Raw genomic sequence first — 14,448 nt, forward strand, 5'->3', positions numbered from 1 at the left:
ACACGTTCCGATCACTCGTTCACGACACCGCTCTGACCATGAGTTCGCGGCGCACCTCGTCGGCCAGCTTCAGCCCAAGGAGGATCATGATCCCGCCGGCCAGGACATCGAGTCGGCGTGCGAGCCGCACATATTGCAGACGGGCGAAACCCGTGGAGAAAAACAGCGCCAGCCCGCCATACCAAAGGACCGATTGAACCGCGATGACCGCGATGACGGCGACGTAGAACCAGGTGGGAGCATGGGACGGAACGGCGACCAGGAAAGCGCTGGTCCAGAACACCGCCGACTTGGGGTTGCTGAGCGTGGTGAAGAGGCCTGTCACGAACGGACGCCGGCTGGAGAACCTTGGCTGTTCGATCGTCGGAGTCTCGGACTTGCGTTGCCATCCGGCCCGGAGCATCCGAACACCAACATAGATCAGATAGATGGCACCCAGGAGCCGCAGCGAGCGATAGAGCCAGCCTGCTTCGACAAGAACGGCGCCGACGCCCCACAGGGCCAGGACGACCCAGATCAGGGTGGCCAGCACGATCCCCGCAACCGCCCGGAGCCCGTCGTAGCGGGAGCGCGTTGCGGACAACCAACCCACCACCACGGTGTTCGGGCCCGGCAGCATCGCCACCAGGATATGCATGCCGGCCAGCGTCAGCAGATTGGGAACGAACTCCACGATCGAGGCTCCTTGCGCACTGTCATCCTGCTGACATCTAGGGATTTCGCGCCGGCAATGTCACGCGGAATGGTGGGCCGGCACTGCCGTCGCCCGCGCTGGCGATGGCATCCGTGGGCGCGGTCAGCCGGGCGGGGATTCCGAGCGCTGCCCAGCTCGGGAAGGTTTGGACCTTAACGAGAGGGCCATAAGGGCATGGGTTGCCGAGAAAGATGCCGAAAAACGCCGAGCGCACAAATAGAACGAGCGACTACGTTTGCCGTTGGCGCGACGATGGTTGTCGTCGCTTCTCCCGTCCCGTGTCCAGTCGACGCCAAGGCGAGGACGGCGTGTTCGCAGCCCTCGCATAGGCAACAGTGCTGCGTTAATTGCACCCTTACCGGTTCATAGAAATCACTACAGCATCCCCGCCGAGGCTGAGCATGAGACCCTCACGCTTTGCCTTCAAATGCATGATCACGCCTGACTCGTTCTGCATCCACAGATCACCCCCGCTGGTGGAGCCGAGTGCAAACCCGTAGCGGCCTTGCGCATAGGCACCCGGAAATTGCGACAGGTTATTGAGCTTGTAGACCTCGCCCTTCGCGTCAATGGTAGACGCGCCGATTCCGCCGACACCCAAGCCGGCGATCTGAAAGGTATAGGTGTTGCCGCGATAAAACAGCGTTCCAGTGCCGCCTCCTCCGCTGCCAATATAGGCGACCTGAACCTCATTCATGTCGACCGTGCCGCTGGGGGCAAGGCCGGCGACCGCTTCGGGGCCGATCTTCATCGAACTTGAGCACCCTGAGAGGACGCCTAGCGAGCAGAATGTGACAATGGCCGCGATCAGCCGGTAAAAAGGTTGGACAGTCGAATCACTACCGGCAGTCGTCATTGGGTCATCCTTGATGCGTCGAAGGCATGGGTGCATGGCCATGCTACAGTATTCTGAGTAGATCGATTAGGGCTGCGATCGCTCACAGCGGCGCCACCTTCTGGAGAACAGGGCAAAGAACAGTTCGCGGCGGCCGGCCGGCTGCTTCGTCGAAATCACGGCTTGGCGCGCAACGCGGACGGCCAGCGAGCCCTCAAATGAAAAGGGCCCGACCATTCAGTCGAGCCCTTCATTACGCTGGCGGGACGGTCGGGAGGGGCGATCAGCCGGGGCAATGATTGCCCAGAGTGTCACCCAAGACCGCTTCAAAGCCTATAAATATGCTTTCCCTACATCTTGTTCTGATAGATGCCGATGATCTTCTCGAGCATGTCGAGCGCCTGTTCGCGCGGGCGCTGGAAGGTGTTGCGGCCAATGATCGAGCCGTTGGCGCCACCGTCGCGCAGGCCGCGGATCTCGGTGAACAGCCCTTCGAGGTCCTTCGCCTCGCCGCCCGAGAAGACGACGATGCGACGGCCGTTGAAGGTCGCCTGCATGACATGCTTGATGCGCGCCGCGAGGGTCGAGGTGTCGACGCCGGCCTTCTCGTAGGCGGCCTTGGCCTCGGCCTGCCACAGCACGTTGGTCGGCGGCTTCACCTTGATGATGTGGGCGCCAAGCAGGGCGGCCATATGGGCGGCATAGGCGCAGACGTCGAGCGCCGTCTCGCCAGCCTTGTCGAGCTTGCCGCCGCGCGGGTAGGACCACATGACGACGGCGAGGCCGACCGACTTCGCCTCCTCGGCGAGCTCGCGGATCTCCTCCATCATCGCATACTGGTCTTCCGAGCCCGGATAGATCGTGAAGCCGATCGCCGCGCAGCCGAGTCGCAGCGCATCGTGCACCGTCGCGGTCACGGCCTGGTCCTTGTTGGTGGACAGGCTGTTGGCGGAATTGAGCTTGAGGATGGTCGGGATGGCGCCGGCGAAGGTGTCGGCGCCGGCTTCCAGCATGCCGAGCGGGGCAGCATAGGCGTTCAAGCCGGCATCGATCGCGAGCTGGTAGTGATAATGCGGATCGTAGGCGTCCGGATTGGGGGCGAAGGAGCGGGCCGGGCCGTGCTCGAAGCCCTGATCGACCGGAAGGATCACCATCTTGCCCGTGCCGCCCAGCTTGCCGTGCATCAGCATGCGGGCGAGGTTCGCCTTGGTGCCGGGGCAATCGCTCTCGTAGTTGTCGAGGATCTTCTTGACGGTGCGGGTGATCTTCACGTCCGGGCTCCCATTTGGTCCATTGCGGGACAAATCGGCGCCGGTGATAGCGGCGACAGGCTGTCCGTTCAAGCCCCGGAGCCGGTCAACTACCTCCGACGTCGTTGCCTTCGGCGCCGGCAGGATCGACCTAGAAGGCCGCAAAGATTGACGACGCGCCGGGCGAAATGGCCGGCGTGACAAATGTGTGCATTCCCCGGTGGAATGGGATGGGAACGGTCTCGATGCAAAATAGTCCTGCCTCGGCGCGTCTGGCGGCGCGCCTGCCGTTTTTCTACGGCTGGGTGATCGTCGCGGTGGCCTTCGTCACCGTGGCGCTGGGGGTGACGGCCCGCACGGCCTTCTCGCTGATGTTTCCCCCGATCGTCGACGAGTTCGGCTGGGACCGCGGCCTGGCGGCGGGCGCGTTCTCCTTCGGCTTCCTGATTTCGGCCGTGATCAGTCCGGTGATCGGGCGCCTGATGGATCGCCGCGGGCCCCGCTTCGTGATCGAGATCGGAGTGGTGATCACGGCCGCGGGGCTGCTGGGGGCCACGTTGATCGAGTCGCCCTGGCAGCTCTATGCGACGCTCGGCGTGCTGGTCGGCGGCGGCGCCAACTGCATGACCTTCACGGCGCAGTCGCAATATCTGCCGAACTGGTTCGTGCGCCGTCGCGCGCTGGCCATCAGCGTCGCCTTTGCCGGCGCCGGCGTTGGCGCCATCCTGATCCTGCCGTGGCTGCAGGCGATCATCCTGTACGAGGGGTGGCGGACGTCGTGCCGGACACTCGGCATCCTCACGCTCGTCGTGCTGCTGCCGATCAACCTGATCGTCGCCAAGCGGCCGCAGGATCTCGGCCTGCATCCCGATGGCGACGACGCCTCCGGCAGCGGCGCGACGCGCAGAATATCCAACATCGCCGATCCGGCCTGGACAGGGATCGACTGGACGGTGGCGCGCGCCGTTCGGACCGGCCGGTTCTGGTGGATCGTGCTCGGCTATTTCTGCGGCGGCTTCGTCTGGTACGCCGTACAGGTCCATCAGACCAAGTATCTCATCGAGGTTGGCTTCAGCCCGATGAAGGCGGCCTGGGCTCTGGGGCTGGTGGCCATGGTCGGCGTGCCGGGCCAGATTTTCCTGGGCGCGCTGTCGGACCGGCTCGGACGCGAGATCGTCTGGACCATCACCAGCATCGGCTTCGCGCTCTGCTATGCGGCGCTGCTGGCGCTCGCGGCCGGACCGTCTCAGCCGCTGCTCTACGCCATGGTCGTCTCGCAGGGGCTGCTGGGCTACGCCATGACGTCCGTCATGGGCCCGATCGTGGTCGAGATCTTCGAGGGGCCGGCCTTCGGCGCCATCTTCGGCCTGGTGGCGGTATCGATGATCGCCGGCGGCGCCGCCGGTCCGCTGGTCGCCGGCGTGGTGCACGACTGGACCGGCAGCTACGCCGGCGCCTTCATGCTCTCGATCGGCCTGTGCCTGGTCTCGATCGTCGCCATCTGGCGCGCCGCTCCGGGCAAGGTCCGGATGGTGGCCGGACGGGCGCGAGCGCGCGAGCTGGCGGCGGCGAAGGCGTAGCGCTCCCTGGCTATTCGTTCAGCCCTTTGCCGGGATAGGGATGTGTCGCCTTCCAGTGGTTGGCGATGTCGATGCGGCGGGTGATCCACACGCCCTTCTGGGCCTGCAGGTAATCGAGCAGGCGCCACAGGCCGGCGGCGCGCGCGGGATGACCGATGATGCGCATATGCATGCCGATCGACATCATCTTGGGCTGCGTCGCACCTTCACGATAGAGCACATCGAAGGCGTCCTTGACGAAGCTGAACCACTGGTCGGCGGTCGACATCTGGCCCGCATACTTGCCGTCGTTGTTGGTGAGCGAGTAGGGCACGATCAGGTGTGGCTTGCCCTCGACCGTCTGCCAGAACGGCAGCTCGTCGCCGTAGTAATCCGAATCGTAGGTGAAGCCGCCATGCTCCAGCAGCAGCCGGCGTGTATTGACGCTGGGTCCATAGCGGCAATACCAGCCGGCAGGGCGCTCGCCCACGGTCTGTTCCAGGGACTTCACCGCCTTGGCGATATGCTCGCGCTCCTGGGCTTCGGTGAGGTCGAAGTGCTTGACCCAGCGCCAGCCGTGGCAACAGACGTCGAACTTGGCTTGCTTGATCGCCTCTGCGGCATCCCGGTTGCGCTCCAGGGCGAGCGCGCAGCCGAACACCGTCATGGGCAGCCCGCGTTCCTGGAAGGCACGCATCAGGCGCCAGAAGCCGACGCGGCTGCCATATTCGAACATGCCCTCGCCGGCGAGATCGCGACCCTTCAGCCCCATCGAGGAGGTCGTCGATTCGGTGAGGCCGGTCTCGGTGTAGCCTTCGCCATCCTGCACCGACGGCTCCGAGCCTTCCTCGTAGTTCATGACGAAGTTGACGGCGACGCGCGCGCCGTCGGGCCATTTTGGATCGGGCGTCGTCGCGCCGTAGCCGCGGAAGTCGCGCGTCGGTTGCCAGCTCATGTCGGTCTCCTTACCAGCTCGGCGCCCATCTGGCGGGCGATATCTGCGATCTTGTCGTTCAAAGGATCCATCGAGATCACCTTCACGCCGGCGCGCAGGCAGGCGAGCGCCCAGCCCGGCGCGTCGCCGCAGTCGACGACCAGCCTGAAGGCGATATCGGGGAATTCGCGCCGCGCCCGTTCCTGCAAGGCGGCGAGATAGCCTGCGCCATAGAAGGCGGCCGCGTCCTCAGGCGTGACCAGCGTCGGCGAGGTGCCCTCGGCACGCGCCTTCTCGAGCGCCGCCTTGGTGGTGCGCCAGTCCCGGATCAGGATGAGGGGCGAGCCCATGACATTCAGACTATCCGCGGCCCCAGGCGGAGCGAAGCGAAGTCGAAGCGCTGGTTCAGTCATCGATCGTGGCTGAATTCACGGAATGCGAACGGTGAAGGGCTCGACCGGCACGAACTCCTCGTCGCCCTTGCTGCCGTCGCGCCACATGAAGACGGCGAAACGGCCCGGACGGTCGAGCACGGTCAGGCCGTGATGCCAGGTATTGGGCCTGTAGGTCACTCCCTGGCGGCCGTTGGCGATGAAGGCCTTGACCTGGCCGACATCCGGGCCGCCCGTCGCGGCATGCGGGGCCACGATCACCAGCCAGCGCCCGACATCGAGCGGCATGAAGGTCTGGGACGAGAACTCGTGCCGCTCCAGCAGCTCGGCGCGCAGAGGGCGGTCGGGCGTCTCCGGACGAAGGCTGACCGACAGGCTGGGCCTGGCCTGGGGCCGCAGATTGCCGAGGGCCTCCTCGTAATATTTGCGCCCGGGCTCGGCCGGCACGTCGATGACGTCACCGAACGGGGCGAACTCCGCCTGGGTCAAAGGCTGCGCAATGATGTCCAACACTTGCTCCTACTCACGCATGCGGCGGGTGAGGCCCACCGTCCATTCCATGAACAGCATCAGCAGGAAGGCGGCCGCAATCAAGACTCCGGAGATGGCGGCGATCCGCACATCGAGCGAGGACTCCATCATGCCCCACATGCGGATCGGCAGCATGTCGGTGCGGGCGGTCGAGAGGAACAGCGACACCGGCACGTTGTCGATCGACGACATGAAGGCGAGGAAGGCGCCGGCGGCGATGCCGGGCGCGATCAACGGCAGCGTGACCCGGCGTAGCGTATAGAACCATGAGGCGCCGAGGCTTTGCGAGGAATCGTTCAGTGCCGGATCGAGTTGCGACAGGCTGGCGGCGGTGGTGCGGACGATGAAGGGCACCGTGACGATCATGTGGCCGGCGATGATCAGGCCGAGCGAGGGCCGCAGCCCGACCAGGGTGAAGTACATCAGCGCCGCCAGGCCGAAGGCGATCCCGGGCAGGACCAACGGCGAGAGGAAGAAACTGTCGGCCGCCCGCGCCATCCTGCTGCGGCTGCGGGCGAGGCCGAGCGCGCCCATCGCTCCCAGAACAGCACCGAACAACGTCGAGAGGGCGGCGACTTCCAGAGAGTTGCCGGCGGCGCGGTGGATCTGGCGCGATTGGCTGGCGTCGAACAGCTCGGCGTACCATCTGAAGGTGAAGCCGGTCGGCGGGAATTTCAGAGACTGGCCTTCGCCGAACGACATCAGCAGCACGACGACCACCGGCGTCACGATGATGACGAGCGCGAGCAGCGCCAGCCCGCCGATGACAATGCCGTAGGAGATGTCGCCGAAGCTGCGCCGCCTAGCCATGGATCGCTCCGCTGGCGCGGCGGCCGAGATAGGACAGGGCGGCCACGACCGTGAGGATCGAGACCAGCAGCGCCATCGAGGCGACGGCAGCCAGCGGCCAGTTGAAGACCACCAGCGACTGCTGCCAGATCACCAGCGGCAGGTAGATCAGGCGGACGCCGCCGATCACGGTCTGCGAGATGAAGGCGGTGGTGGAGCTGGCGAACACCAGCAGGCAGCCGGCGACGAGGCCGGGCATGCTGAGCGGCACGATCACGGTGAAGAGCGTACGCCAGCGCGAGGCGCCCAGCGCCGCCGCCGCATCGCGCAGGTTGGGCTCAAGGCGCGACATGACGCTGATCAGCGGCAGGAGCATCAGCGGCATCTCGATCTGGGTCAGCGAGATCACGAGGCCGAGCTCGGTCTGCAGCAGCTTCAGCGGCTCGCCGATGAGGCCGAGCCTGAGCAGCAGCGTGTTGATCAGCCCTTCGTGGCCCAGCACGACGATCCAGGCAAAGGTGCGCACCACGACCGACAGAAGCAGCGGCATGACGATGACGAACAGCAGCACCCGCTGCAGCCGGGCCGACAGGTCGATGAAGACCAGCGCCAGCGGATAACCGACGAGGACCGTGGCCGCCACGGTCTTCACCCCCAGCAGCAGGGTATCGGCGATCACCTTGTAGTTGAACGGATCGCCGAAGAACTTGCCCCACTGCGCGAGCCCCGGTTCGGTGAGCTTGTCGTCGTTGAAGAAGCTCACGCCGAACAGCAGCAGCAGCGGTGCCAGGAACAACGAGGCAAAGGCCAAGGTGAGCGGCAGCGCGAGCTGCCACTCGCCCAGGTATCCTGCGCCCTTCATGCGGAGGGCCAGCGCCGTCTTCATCGGCGGAGGGAGCTTTCCTGACCGCGAAAGGAGGTCTCGCTGCCTGTCACTTCGCCATTTCCTTGTTGAACTTCTCGATCCAGCCGGCGCGCAGCGGGTTGATCTTGGCCCAGTCGTGCAGGACGTAGGTCGACATCTCGTCCAGGCTCTTCATCGGCAGGTCGGGCGGGATCGGCACGTCCTTGTTGGCGGGCAGGAAGTTGTAGGGCGGCTTGGTCAGCGCTTCCTGGACCGGCGTGCTCACCACCGTGTCGAAATACTTGTAGGCGTTATCGATCGCGTCCGATCCCTTGGCGATATGCAGCGTGGTGTAGAAGGCGACCGCACCCGACTCCGGTTTTACGAACTCGATATCGACGCCCTTGCCCTTCAGCGTCGCGACGGTCTGGGTGTTGGTGTACATCACGTCGCACTGGCCTTGTTGGAACAGGCCCGGCATCGCCGCCGGCTGGCCGACCGCGGCGATCTTGGGCAGCACCTTCTTCAGCTCGACCAGGGCCGGATCGATGTTGGTCTCCGATCCCCCGAACTGCTTGGCGATCTCGATCAGCGATACGGTACCGAAGGTGGTCTGGAAGCCGGTGATGCCGAGGCGCGACACCCAAGGATCGGTCAGCAGGTCCTTCCAGCCCTTGGGAGCGGGCAGCTTCTTCGGGTTGTAGGCGATGCCCACGACCTGCGCGCCGACGCAGATGCCCCATTCGTCGATGAAGGCGGACGGAACCTTCGAGGCGTTGCTGAGCTTCTTGCCGTCGAACTTCTCGAACAGGCCCGCCTCGATCGCGGTGATGCGCGGGCCGGGATCGAGCACGAAGCAGTCGAAGGGCGGGGCGCCGCGCGCGGCCTTGGCCTTGGCGACCTCGTCGACCGCGAACAGCGGCTGCAATTCGAGATCGACATCGTAGGTCTTCTTGAGCGCCGGGATCACGATGGCGCGATAGGCGTCTTCCCACGTACCGGGATAGATCGCCGCCGTGAGGCCGCCCTTGGCCGCGGCGATGGTGGGAAGAAGAGCGGCGCCGCCCAGGGCCGTGGCGCCGGCAAGCACGCGTCTGCGGGTGAACATCGTCGTATCTCCGTGTTTGTCAGGTGGCACGCGGGAACAAGGCGGGGCGGGCATCGGGAGCGAGGCCGCAGAAGATTCGATTCGGTTCCGAGGACACGCCGCGGCGCGGCTCGACGATCTTGAGTACCGCACCGTCGCCGGCCCGGACCTCGTGCACGAGTTGGCCCCCCAGCGGCAGGCTGAGGCCGGGTTCGACGCGCCAGTTGTCCGGACGAGGCGTGCTGCAGAGCGTGAGCTGCTCGGGCCGGACCGACAGCAAGACCGGCTCGCCGATCGAGAGATCGCCGGGAGCCGGCAAGCGCAGCAAGGCGCCGGCATCGAGCGAGACGATGACCTCGTCCCCTTCGCGCACCGCGAGCTTGCCGGACAGCAGGTTGGTGGTGCCGATGAAACTGTTCACGAACAGCGTCTTGGGGCGATCGTAGACGGCGACGGGCGTGTCGAACTGCTCGACCTTGCCCTTGTTCATGACGGCGATGCGGTCGGAGACGCTCATCGCCTCGTCCTGGTCGTGCGTCACCAGGATGGTGGTGAGCCCAAGGGTGCGCTGCAGGCGCTTCACTTCGATCTGCATGTCGAGGCGCAGGTTGCGATCGAGTGCGGCGAACGGTTCGTCGAGCAGGAGGATGGAGGGTTCGACGGCGAGCGCGCGGGCGATGGCCACGCGCTGCTGCTGACCGCCGGAGAGCTGCCGCGGCAGGCGATCGAGGAAGGTGCCAAGCTGGACCGTGTCGAGGGCGCGCGTGACGCGAGTCTTGACTTCGTTGCCGCGCATGCCGCGCGCCCGCAGGCCGTACGCTACATTCTCCGCCACCGTCATATGCGGGAAGAGGGCGTAGTTCTGGAAGACGATGCCGATGTTGCGTTGGTTGGCCGGCAGGTGATCGATCACGGCGCCATCGACACGCACACGGCCGGAGGCCTGCCGCACGAATCCGGCGATCACCCGCAGCAACGTGGTCTTGCCGCAACCGGAAGGACCCAGCAGTGCCACGACCTCGCCTGGCTCGATGGCCAAGGTGACGCCATCGACGGCAAGCGATGCACCATAGCGGACGGCCAGATCCTCGACGTCGAGTGTTCGTCCGGGCGGTGGACCGGCCATTGCCGTCGCGATGTCGGTCAGGGTCGATTGCAAGCCGCTTGCCTCCTGAGGCCCGCAACGCAAGCGTCGTGCCAAGGATATGCACGTTGCTTTCGGTTTGCCGTCATCGGCCTGTCGTCGCTGCCGGGAACTGCGACTGCCATGAACGGGCAATGTCGATGCGGCGGGCGACCCAGAGCCGGTCACCATAGCTGTCGAGCAAGGCGAGGACGCGCTGGAAGGCAGCAAAACGGCCAGGACGTCCGGCTATCCGCAGATGGAAGCCGATATTGAGAAGCTTCGGGTGCCCGGCTTCACCTTCGGCCAGCAGTACGTCGATGGCGTCGCGCACATAAGCGACCATCTCGTCGGCGCCGACGAAGCCATTGGGATGGAAGAACTTCATGTCGTTGCTGTCGAGTGCATAGGGCAGGACGAGAAGCGGATCGGCAGGTTCTGTCGCATCCCAGTAGGGCAGGTCATCGTCGAAGCCGTTGCTGGTGTAGGAAAAGCCGAGCCGACGCAGCAATGGCCGCGTCCACGGGCTCTCGCTGCCACGGCAGAAAAAGCCCTGCGGCTGCTGGCCCGTCGCCGCCTCGATGACATCGACGCACCGTTGCAGGTCATGCTGCTCGGCCTCGGGAGTGTCGTAATCGGCATGGGGGCGCCACAGCCAGCCATGACACGCCGCTTCGTGGCCGGCATCGACGATGCGACGTGCGATCTGTGGCACGCGTTGGACGGCGCGGCCGCACATATAGAAGGTGATCTTCCGATCGTGGCGCCGCAGCGCCTCGAGCATGCGCCAGATGCCCGCCCGCATGCCGTAGGCGAAGATCTGCTCGGTGCCCTGATCCCAGCGGCCCGGCGGCACCACGCTGACGATTTCCGACACCCGCTCACTGGCGGGATCGCCGTCGCTCACGGCCAGTTCGGCGCCTTCCTCGAAATTGATGACCAGCGACACGGCAAGGGCCGCACCGTTCGGCAACTTCCAGGCCGGCTGCGCATCGGCATAGCCTACGAGGTCACGGCTGTTGGGAAGATCGGTCATCACTCACCGGCCAAAAATGTGCACATAACTTGACGTAATGTGCACATTATTTTACCAAGACTCAAGAAATGCTCATTCGTTGTTCTCCACATGGCTGACCTCGCGACCGACCTGGCGGCGGAGGTGGCGCTCGCCGGACAGTGGTTCGATCATCTGCGCCAGCATTCCAGGACCCGTCTGGGGGTGACGCGCGCCTCCTACGGCGAAGGCGAGCAGATGGCGCACGATCTGATGCGACGCATCGGTCGGGACCTGGGGCTCGAGGAACGCATCGACGCCGCCGGCAATCTTTATCTGACGCTGCCGGGACGGGACCGGTCGCGGCCGGCCATCATGACCGGTTCCCATCTCGACTCGGTGCCCGAAGGCGGCAACTACGATGGCGCGGCCGGCGTCGTCGCCGGCATGGCGATGCTGGCGCGTTGGCGCCGGTCCGGCCGGCAGCCTCGGCAGGACATCACGGTGATGGGCGTGCGAGCGGAGGAACTGTCCTGGTTTTCGGCGCCCTATATCGGCAGCCGCGCCGCCTTCGGCCTGCTGGAGCCCGAAGCTCTCGATCGGTGTCGGCGGCCCGACACGGGCCGCACGCTGGCGCAGCACATGGCCGAGGCGGGATTCGAGCCGGAGCGCATCCGGGCGCGTCAACCGCAACTGGAGGCAAGTGCGATCCGCTGCTTCCTGGAACTCCATATCGAGCAAGGGCCGCTCCTGATGCAGAAGGGGCTTCCGGTCGGAATCGTCACCGGTATCCGGGGGAACCTGCGTTATCGGGATTGTCATGTGTCGGGTCGTTACGGCCATGCCGGTGCCGAACCGCGCGAATCGCGACGCGACGCCGTGTTCGCCGGCGCGGAATTCGCGCATCGGCTTGAGCAGCTCTGGAGTGAAGAGGAGACGGCGGGCAGGGATCTCGTTGCGACCGTGGGGCGTTTCCATACCGACACAGACGTCCATACCATGACCAAGATCCCGGGCGAGGTCTGGTTCACGATGGACATCCGCAGCGAGGACAATGCGGTGCTGCTGGAAATCGATCGTCGGCTGCGCGCGATCGCGATCGCGATCGGCACGCGGCGCGGCGTGTCCATCGATCTCGGCGCCTTTACCAATGCCTTGCCGGGCCCCATCGATCCGGATTTGCGGCGGCGCCTGGAGGCGCTGGCCCGCGGCCTCAGCATCCCGGCAATGCCGATCGCCAGCGGCGCCGGTCACGATGCCGCGGTGTTCGGCAATTGCGGCGTGCCGACGGCGATGATCTTCGTGCGCAACGACCATGGCAGTCACAACCCGCACGAGGCGATGGATCTCGTCGACTTCGCCCTGGGGCTCAAGCTGCTGGTGGCCGCTGTAGAGGATCTCGATGGCACCGCGGCCGCGTAAACCGGCAGCACGAGGTCGCAAGGGCGATGTTGCCGCCGACGAGGCGGTTTACGGTGCCATCCGGCGCGTCATGCATATGGGGCGGCTGTCGCCTGGAACCAAGCTTCAGGAACCCGTGCTGGCCCGCGTGCTGAAAGTGAGTCGGGAGCGCGTGCGCAAGGCGTTGCATCGCCTTGTTCACGAGGGCTGGCTGACGGCGGTGCCCAATCGTGGAACGTTCGTCCCGGCCTTGTCGGTCGAGGAGATGCGCGACATCTACGATGTGCGCACCATGCTGGAAGAGGCGATCGTGCGGCGGTTGAGCGACCGACCCGGTTCACAGGTCATGCAGCGCCTGAAGGCGCATATCGCCGAAGAGCGCACGGCTAATCGCCGAAACGATCGCGGGCGGCTGTTCGCCCTTTCAGGCGAGTTTCACATCCTGCTGGCCGAACTCTGCGATAACGAGGAACTGACTAAGCTGCTGCGCGGCCTGCTCACGCGCTCGACCATGCATTTCTCGCTCGCCGCCCCTCAGCGCCTGCACGACTGCGCCGGCCCGCACGAGCACGGCGACATCGTCCAAGCGATCCTCGACGGCAAGCCGGAACGGGCGAGCAAGCTCATGCTGGCGCATCTGCACGGCCTGGTGGCGCTGCAGTCGACGCGACCAGCAGCGCAAACGGTCAGCCTGGACGAGGCGTTCCGGGATGTTTCACCGATCAGGTCCCGCGCCTAGGCTCATATCAGACCCGATGCCGGGCGCGCTGCCGCCCTCAGGTCACGGGCTCGGTGCCGTACTGAAGCACCTGAACGTTCTCCAGCGTGACGAGCCCACTGTTCATCATGCCATCGAGGACTGGCAGGAACTCGCCGATCCGGTCCGGATTGTCGATGATCTCGACGATCAGTGGCAGGTCGTCCGACAACCTCAGGATCTTGGAGGTGTGAAGGTGGCTGGAATGGCCGAAGCCGAGCCCGCCTCGCAGCACCGTTGCGCCAGCCATGTGCATTTCTCGGGCCTTCAGGACAATCGCCTCGTACAGCGGTTTGCCGTCGTGCTTGTCGCTTTCGCCGATAAAGATGCGAAGCAACTGGGCCTGTTTGGGAAGTTGCATCTGTTGCCCCCTCTTAGTTGTTGATCCGCTCCGCCAGTGTTTCGCCGACCCAAACCGCGGACAGCCATGCCACAATGGAGACGATCAGGTAGATCGCCGCGGAGCGTACATCGCCGGCGGACACAAAGCGCAGCATTTCGAGGCTGAAGCCCGAGAAGGTCGTGTATCCGCCGCAAATGCCGGTCATGACGAACTGCCTGCTCTTGGGGCCGATGAACAATCGCCCGCTCGGGCCAGTCAAAGCGGCGAAGAAGCCGATGACAAAGCATCCCGTAACGTTTGCGAATAATGTCGGCCATGGTAGCCCGCCGAGCGTCGCGGGGAGAACCAACGCCACGATCCAGCGGGCCAGGCTGCCAAGAATGCCGCCCACGATCACGGCAAGATACAGGGTGAGTCCATCGACGAAAGCTGCTCTCCGTCTCATGGCGGCCTGAACGTTGCGTTCTTGCGTCGTCATTGCGGATGCCCCGTCAGCGACCAGATGGCGAGCCGAAATCCCGCGGCAACGGCCCCCAGGCACAGGAGCAGCGACAGGGTGACGTATCCCAAAGCCAGCCGGTTCTCGCCATCGCGCAGCAGCCCGCGTGTCTGGAGCGCGAATGACGATACGGTCGTGTAACTGCCGAGGAAGCCGGTAGCGGCCAGCAACCAGAAAGCCGAACCGGCGGAAAGCCCTTGGAGGCTGGCGATGGCGCCGACCAACCCCATGACCAGGCAGCCGCTCACGTTCACGACCAGCGTTCCCCATGGAATGGTCTCGCCAAAGCGGCGCGCGATGACACCGGAAACGAAAAAGCGGGCAGGTGTTCCGAGCGTCGCCCCCACTGCCACGAGCGCACTGCCCGCGAGAAATTCGGTAAAATTGGACATGGTGCTTGCGTGACTTCAGGCTCT

The 14,448-nt window shown here is 65.2% G+C and carries 17 protein-coding genes; 3 read left to right on the top strand and 14 right to left on the bottom strand.

The genetic code is table 11. The features are described from left to right. Positions 1-19: 19 nt before the first annotated feature. The 3 genes from B5D62_RS03495 to B5D62_RS03505 form a co-directional block, all read right to left on the bottom strand. Positions 20-673 (bottom strand): LysE family translocator, encoded by a 654-nt coding sequence (locus B5D62_RS03495; RefSeq protein ID WP_085932410.1) that lies wholly within the window; start codon positions 671-673, stop codon positions 20-22. A gap of 376 nt (positions 674-1,049) precedes the next feature. After that, a complete protein-coding gene (locus B5D62_RS03500) occupies positions 1,050-1,550 on the bottom strand; it encodes a hypothetical protein (RefSeq protein WP_139373708.1) in 501 nt (166 codons plus the stop codon). Between the two features lie 329 nt (positions 1,551-1,879). Continuing rightward, entirely contained in the window at positions 1,880-2,800 is a 921-nt protein-coding gene (locus tag B5D62_RS03505) for a class I fructose-bisphosphate aldolase (RefSeq protein WP_085932412.1), read from the bottom strand. Positions 2,801-3,024: 224 nt separating this feature from the next. On the opposite strand from B5D62_RS03505, the gene B5D62_RS03510 reads away from it, so the two are divergent. Further along, entirely contained in the window at positions 3,025-4,359 is a 1,335-nt protein-coding gene (locus B5D62_RS03510) for an MFS transporter (RefSeq protein ID WP_085933507.1), read from the top strand. A gap of 10 nt (positions 4,360-4,369) precedes the next feature. On the opposite strand, the gene B5D62_RS03515 is transcribed toward B5D62_RS03510, so the two are convergent. The 8 genes from B5D62_RS03515 to B5D62_RS03550 form a co-directional block, all read right to left on the bottom strand. Beyond that, entirely contained in the window at positions 4,370-5,293 is a 924-nt protein-coding gene (locus tag B5D62_RS03515) for an allantoinase PuuE (protein ID WP_085932413.1), read from the bottom strand. After that, the gene (locus B5D62_RS03520; RefSeq protein WP_085932414.1) at positions 5,290-5,622 is read right to left on the bottom strand and encodes a hypothetical protein; all 333 of its coding nucleotides are present in this window, start codon (positions 5,620-5,622) and stop codon (positions 5,290-5,292) included. Before B5D62_RS03520 ends, B5D62_RS03515 begins: the two co-directional genes overlap by 4 nt. A 78-nt stretch (positions 5,623-5,700) precedes the next feature. Continuing rightward, positions 5,701-6,174, bottom strand: a complete 474-nt coding sequence (locus B5D62_RS03525; protein WP_170920768.1) for an ureidoglycolate lyase — start codon at positions 6,172-6,174, stop codon at positions 5,701-5,703. Between the two features lie 9 nt (positions 6,175-6,183). Continuing rightward, on the bottom strand, positions 6,184-7,005 hold the full coding sequence (locus B5D62_RS03530; protein ID WP_085932416.1) for an ABC transporter permease: 822 nt from the start codon (positions 7,003-7,005) through the stop codon (positions 6,184-6,186). Then, complete coding sequence (locus B5D62_RS03535) at positions 6,998-7,870, bottom strand: ABC transporter permease (RefSeq protein WP_218190930.1); 873 nt, start codon at positions 7,868-7,870, stop codon at positions 6,998-7,000. The genes B5D62_RS03530 and B5D62_RS03535 overlap by 8 nt, the downstream gene beginning before the upstream one ends. 46 nt (positions 7,871-7,916) lie before the next feature. Further along, positions 7,917-8,936, bottom strand: a complete 1,020-nt coding sequence (locus tag B5D62_RS03540; protein WP_085932417.1) for an extracellular solute-binding protein — start codon at positions 8,934-8,936, stop codon at positions 7,917-7,919. Between the two features lie 19 nt (positions 8,937-8,955). Continuing rightward, entirely contained in the window at positions 8,956-10,074 is a 1,119-nt protein-coding gene (locus B5D62_RS03545) for an ABC transporter ATP-binding protein (protein WP_218190931.1), read from the bottom strand. 70 nt (positions 10,075-10,144) lie between these two features. Then, complete coding sequence (locus tag B5D62_RS03550; RefSeq protein ID WP_085932418.1) at positions 10,145-11,074, bottom strand: polysaccharide deacetylase family protein; 930 nt, start codon at positions 11,072-11,074, stop codon at positions 10,145-10,147. Between the two features lie 90 nt (positions 11,075-11,164). Here B5D62_RS03550 and B5D62_RS03555 point away from each other — a divergent pair, with 90 nt between their 5' ends. Together B5D62_RS03555 and B5D62_RS03560 are read left to right on the top strand one after the other, a co-directional pair. Continuing rightward, entirely contained in the window at positions 11,165-12,454 is a 1,290-nt protein-coding gene (locus B5D62_RS03555) for a Zn-dependent hydrolase (protein ID WP_085932419.1), read from the top strand. After that, positions 12,435-13,172 carry a GntR family transcriptional regulator gene (locus tag B5D62_RS03560; RefSeq protein WP_085932420.1) on the top strand — a complete coding sequence of 246 codons (738 nt, stop codon included), beginning with the start codon at positions 12,435-12,437 and terminating at the stop codon, positions 13,170-13,172. The genes B5D62_RS03555 and B5D62_RS03560 overlap by 20 nt, the downstream gene beginning before the upstream one ends. Positions 13,173-13,209: 37 nt before the next feature. Here B5D62_RS03560 and B5D62_RS03565 read toward each other — a convergent pair whose 3' ends face one another. The 3 genes from B5D62_RS03565 to crcB (B5D62_RS03575) all read right to left on the bottom strand — a co-directional run bounded on the left by B5D62_RS03565 (position 13,210) and on the right by crcB (B5D62_RS03575) (position 14,424). After that, complete coding sequence (locus tag B5D62_RS03565; RefSeq protein ID WP_085932421.1) at positions 13,210-13,551, bottom strand: DUF190 domain-containing protein; 342 nt, start codon at positions 13,549-13,551, stop codon at positions 13,210-13,212. A 13-nt stretch (positions 13,552-13,564) separates the two neighbouring features. Next, positions 13,565-13,930 carry a fluoride efflux transporter CrcB gene (gene crcB / locus B5D62_RS03570; RefSeq protein ID WP_231714709.1) on the bottom strand — a complete coding sequence of 122 codons (366 nt, stop codon included), beginning with the start codon at positions 13,928-13,930 and terminating at the stop codon, positions 13,565-13,567. Positions 13,931-14,007: 77 nt separating this feature from the next. After that, the gene (gene crcB, locus B5D62_RS03575) at positions 14,008-14,424 is read right to left on the bottom strand and encodes a fluoride efflux transporter CrcB (protein ID WP_085932423.1); all 417 of its coding nucleotides are present in this window, start codon (positions 14,422-14,424) and stop codon (positions 14,008-14,010) included. Positions 14,425-14,448: the final 24 nt, after the last annotated feature.

It is taken from the genome of Enhydrobacter aerosaccus (assembly GCF_900167455.1).
Lineage (GTDB): Bacteria > Pseudomonadota > Alphaproteobacteria > Reyranellales > Reyranellaceae > Reyranella > Reyranella aerosaccus.

What these genes read in the sequence shown, in the direction of transcription:
- B5D62_RS03535 (WP_218190930.1), bottom strand. Translation starts at nt 7,870, where the DNA reads ATGAAGACGGCGCTGGCCCTCCGCATGAAGGGCGCAGGATACCTGGGC.
- B5D62_RS03540 (WP_085932417.1), bottom strand. Translation starts at nt 8,936, where the DNA reads ATGTTCACCCGCAGACGCGTGCTTGCCGGCGCCACGGCCCTGGGCGGC.
- B5D62_RS03555 (WP_085932419.1), top strand. Translation starts at nt 11,165, where the DNA reads ATGGCTGACCTCGCGACCGACCTGGCGGCGGAGGTGGCGCTCGCCGGA.
- B5D62_RS03530 (WP_085932416.1), bottom strand. Translation starts at nt 7,005, where the DNA reads ATGGCTAGGCGGCGCAGCTTCGGCGACATCTCCTACGGCATTGTCATC.
- B5D62_RS03565 (WP_085932421.1), bottom strand. Translation starts at nt 13,551, where the DNA reads ATGCAACTTCCCAAACAGGCCCAGTTGCTTCGCATCTTTATCGGCGAA.
- B5D62_RS03515 (WP_085932413.1), bottom strand. Translation starts at nt 5,293, where the DNA reads ATGAGCTGGCAACCGACGCGCGACTTCCGCGGCTACGGCGCGACGACG.
- B5D62_RS03550 (WP_085932418.1), bottom strand. Translation starts at nt 11,074, where the DNA reads ATGACCGATCTTCCCAACAGCCGTGACCTCGTAGGCTATGCCGATGCG.
- B5D62_RS03500 (WP_139373708.1), bottom strand. Translation starts at nt 1,550, where the DNA reads ATGACGACTGCCGGTAGTGATTCGACTGTCCAACCTTTTTACCGGCTG.
- B5D62_RS03560 (WP_085932420.1), top strand. Translation starts at nt 12,435, where the DNA reads ATGGCACCGCGGCCGCGTAAACCGGCAGCACGAGGTCGCAAGGGCGAT.
- crcB (WP_085932423.1), bottom strand. Translation starts at nt 14,424, where the DNA reads ATGTCCAATTTTACCGAATTTCTCGCGGGCAGTGCGCTCGTGGCAGTG.
- B5D62_RS03510 (WP_085933507.1), top strand. Translation starts at nt 3,025, where the DNA reads ATGCAAAATAGTCCTGCCTCGGCGCGTCTGGCGGCGCGCCTGCCGTTT.
- B5D62_RS03520 (WP_085932414.1), bottom strand. Translation starts at nt 5,622, where the DNA reads ATGGGCTCGCCCCTCATCCTGATCCGGGACTGGCGCACCACCAAGGCG.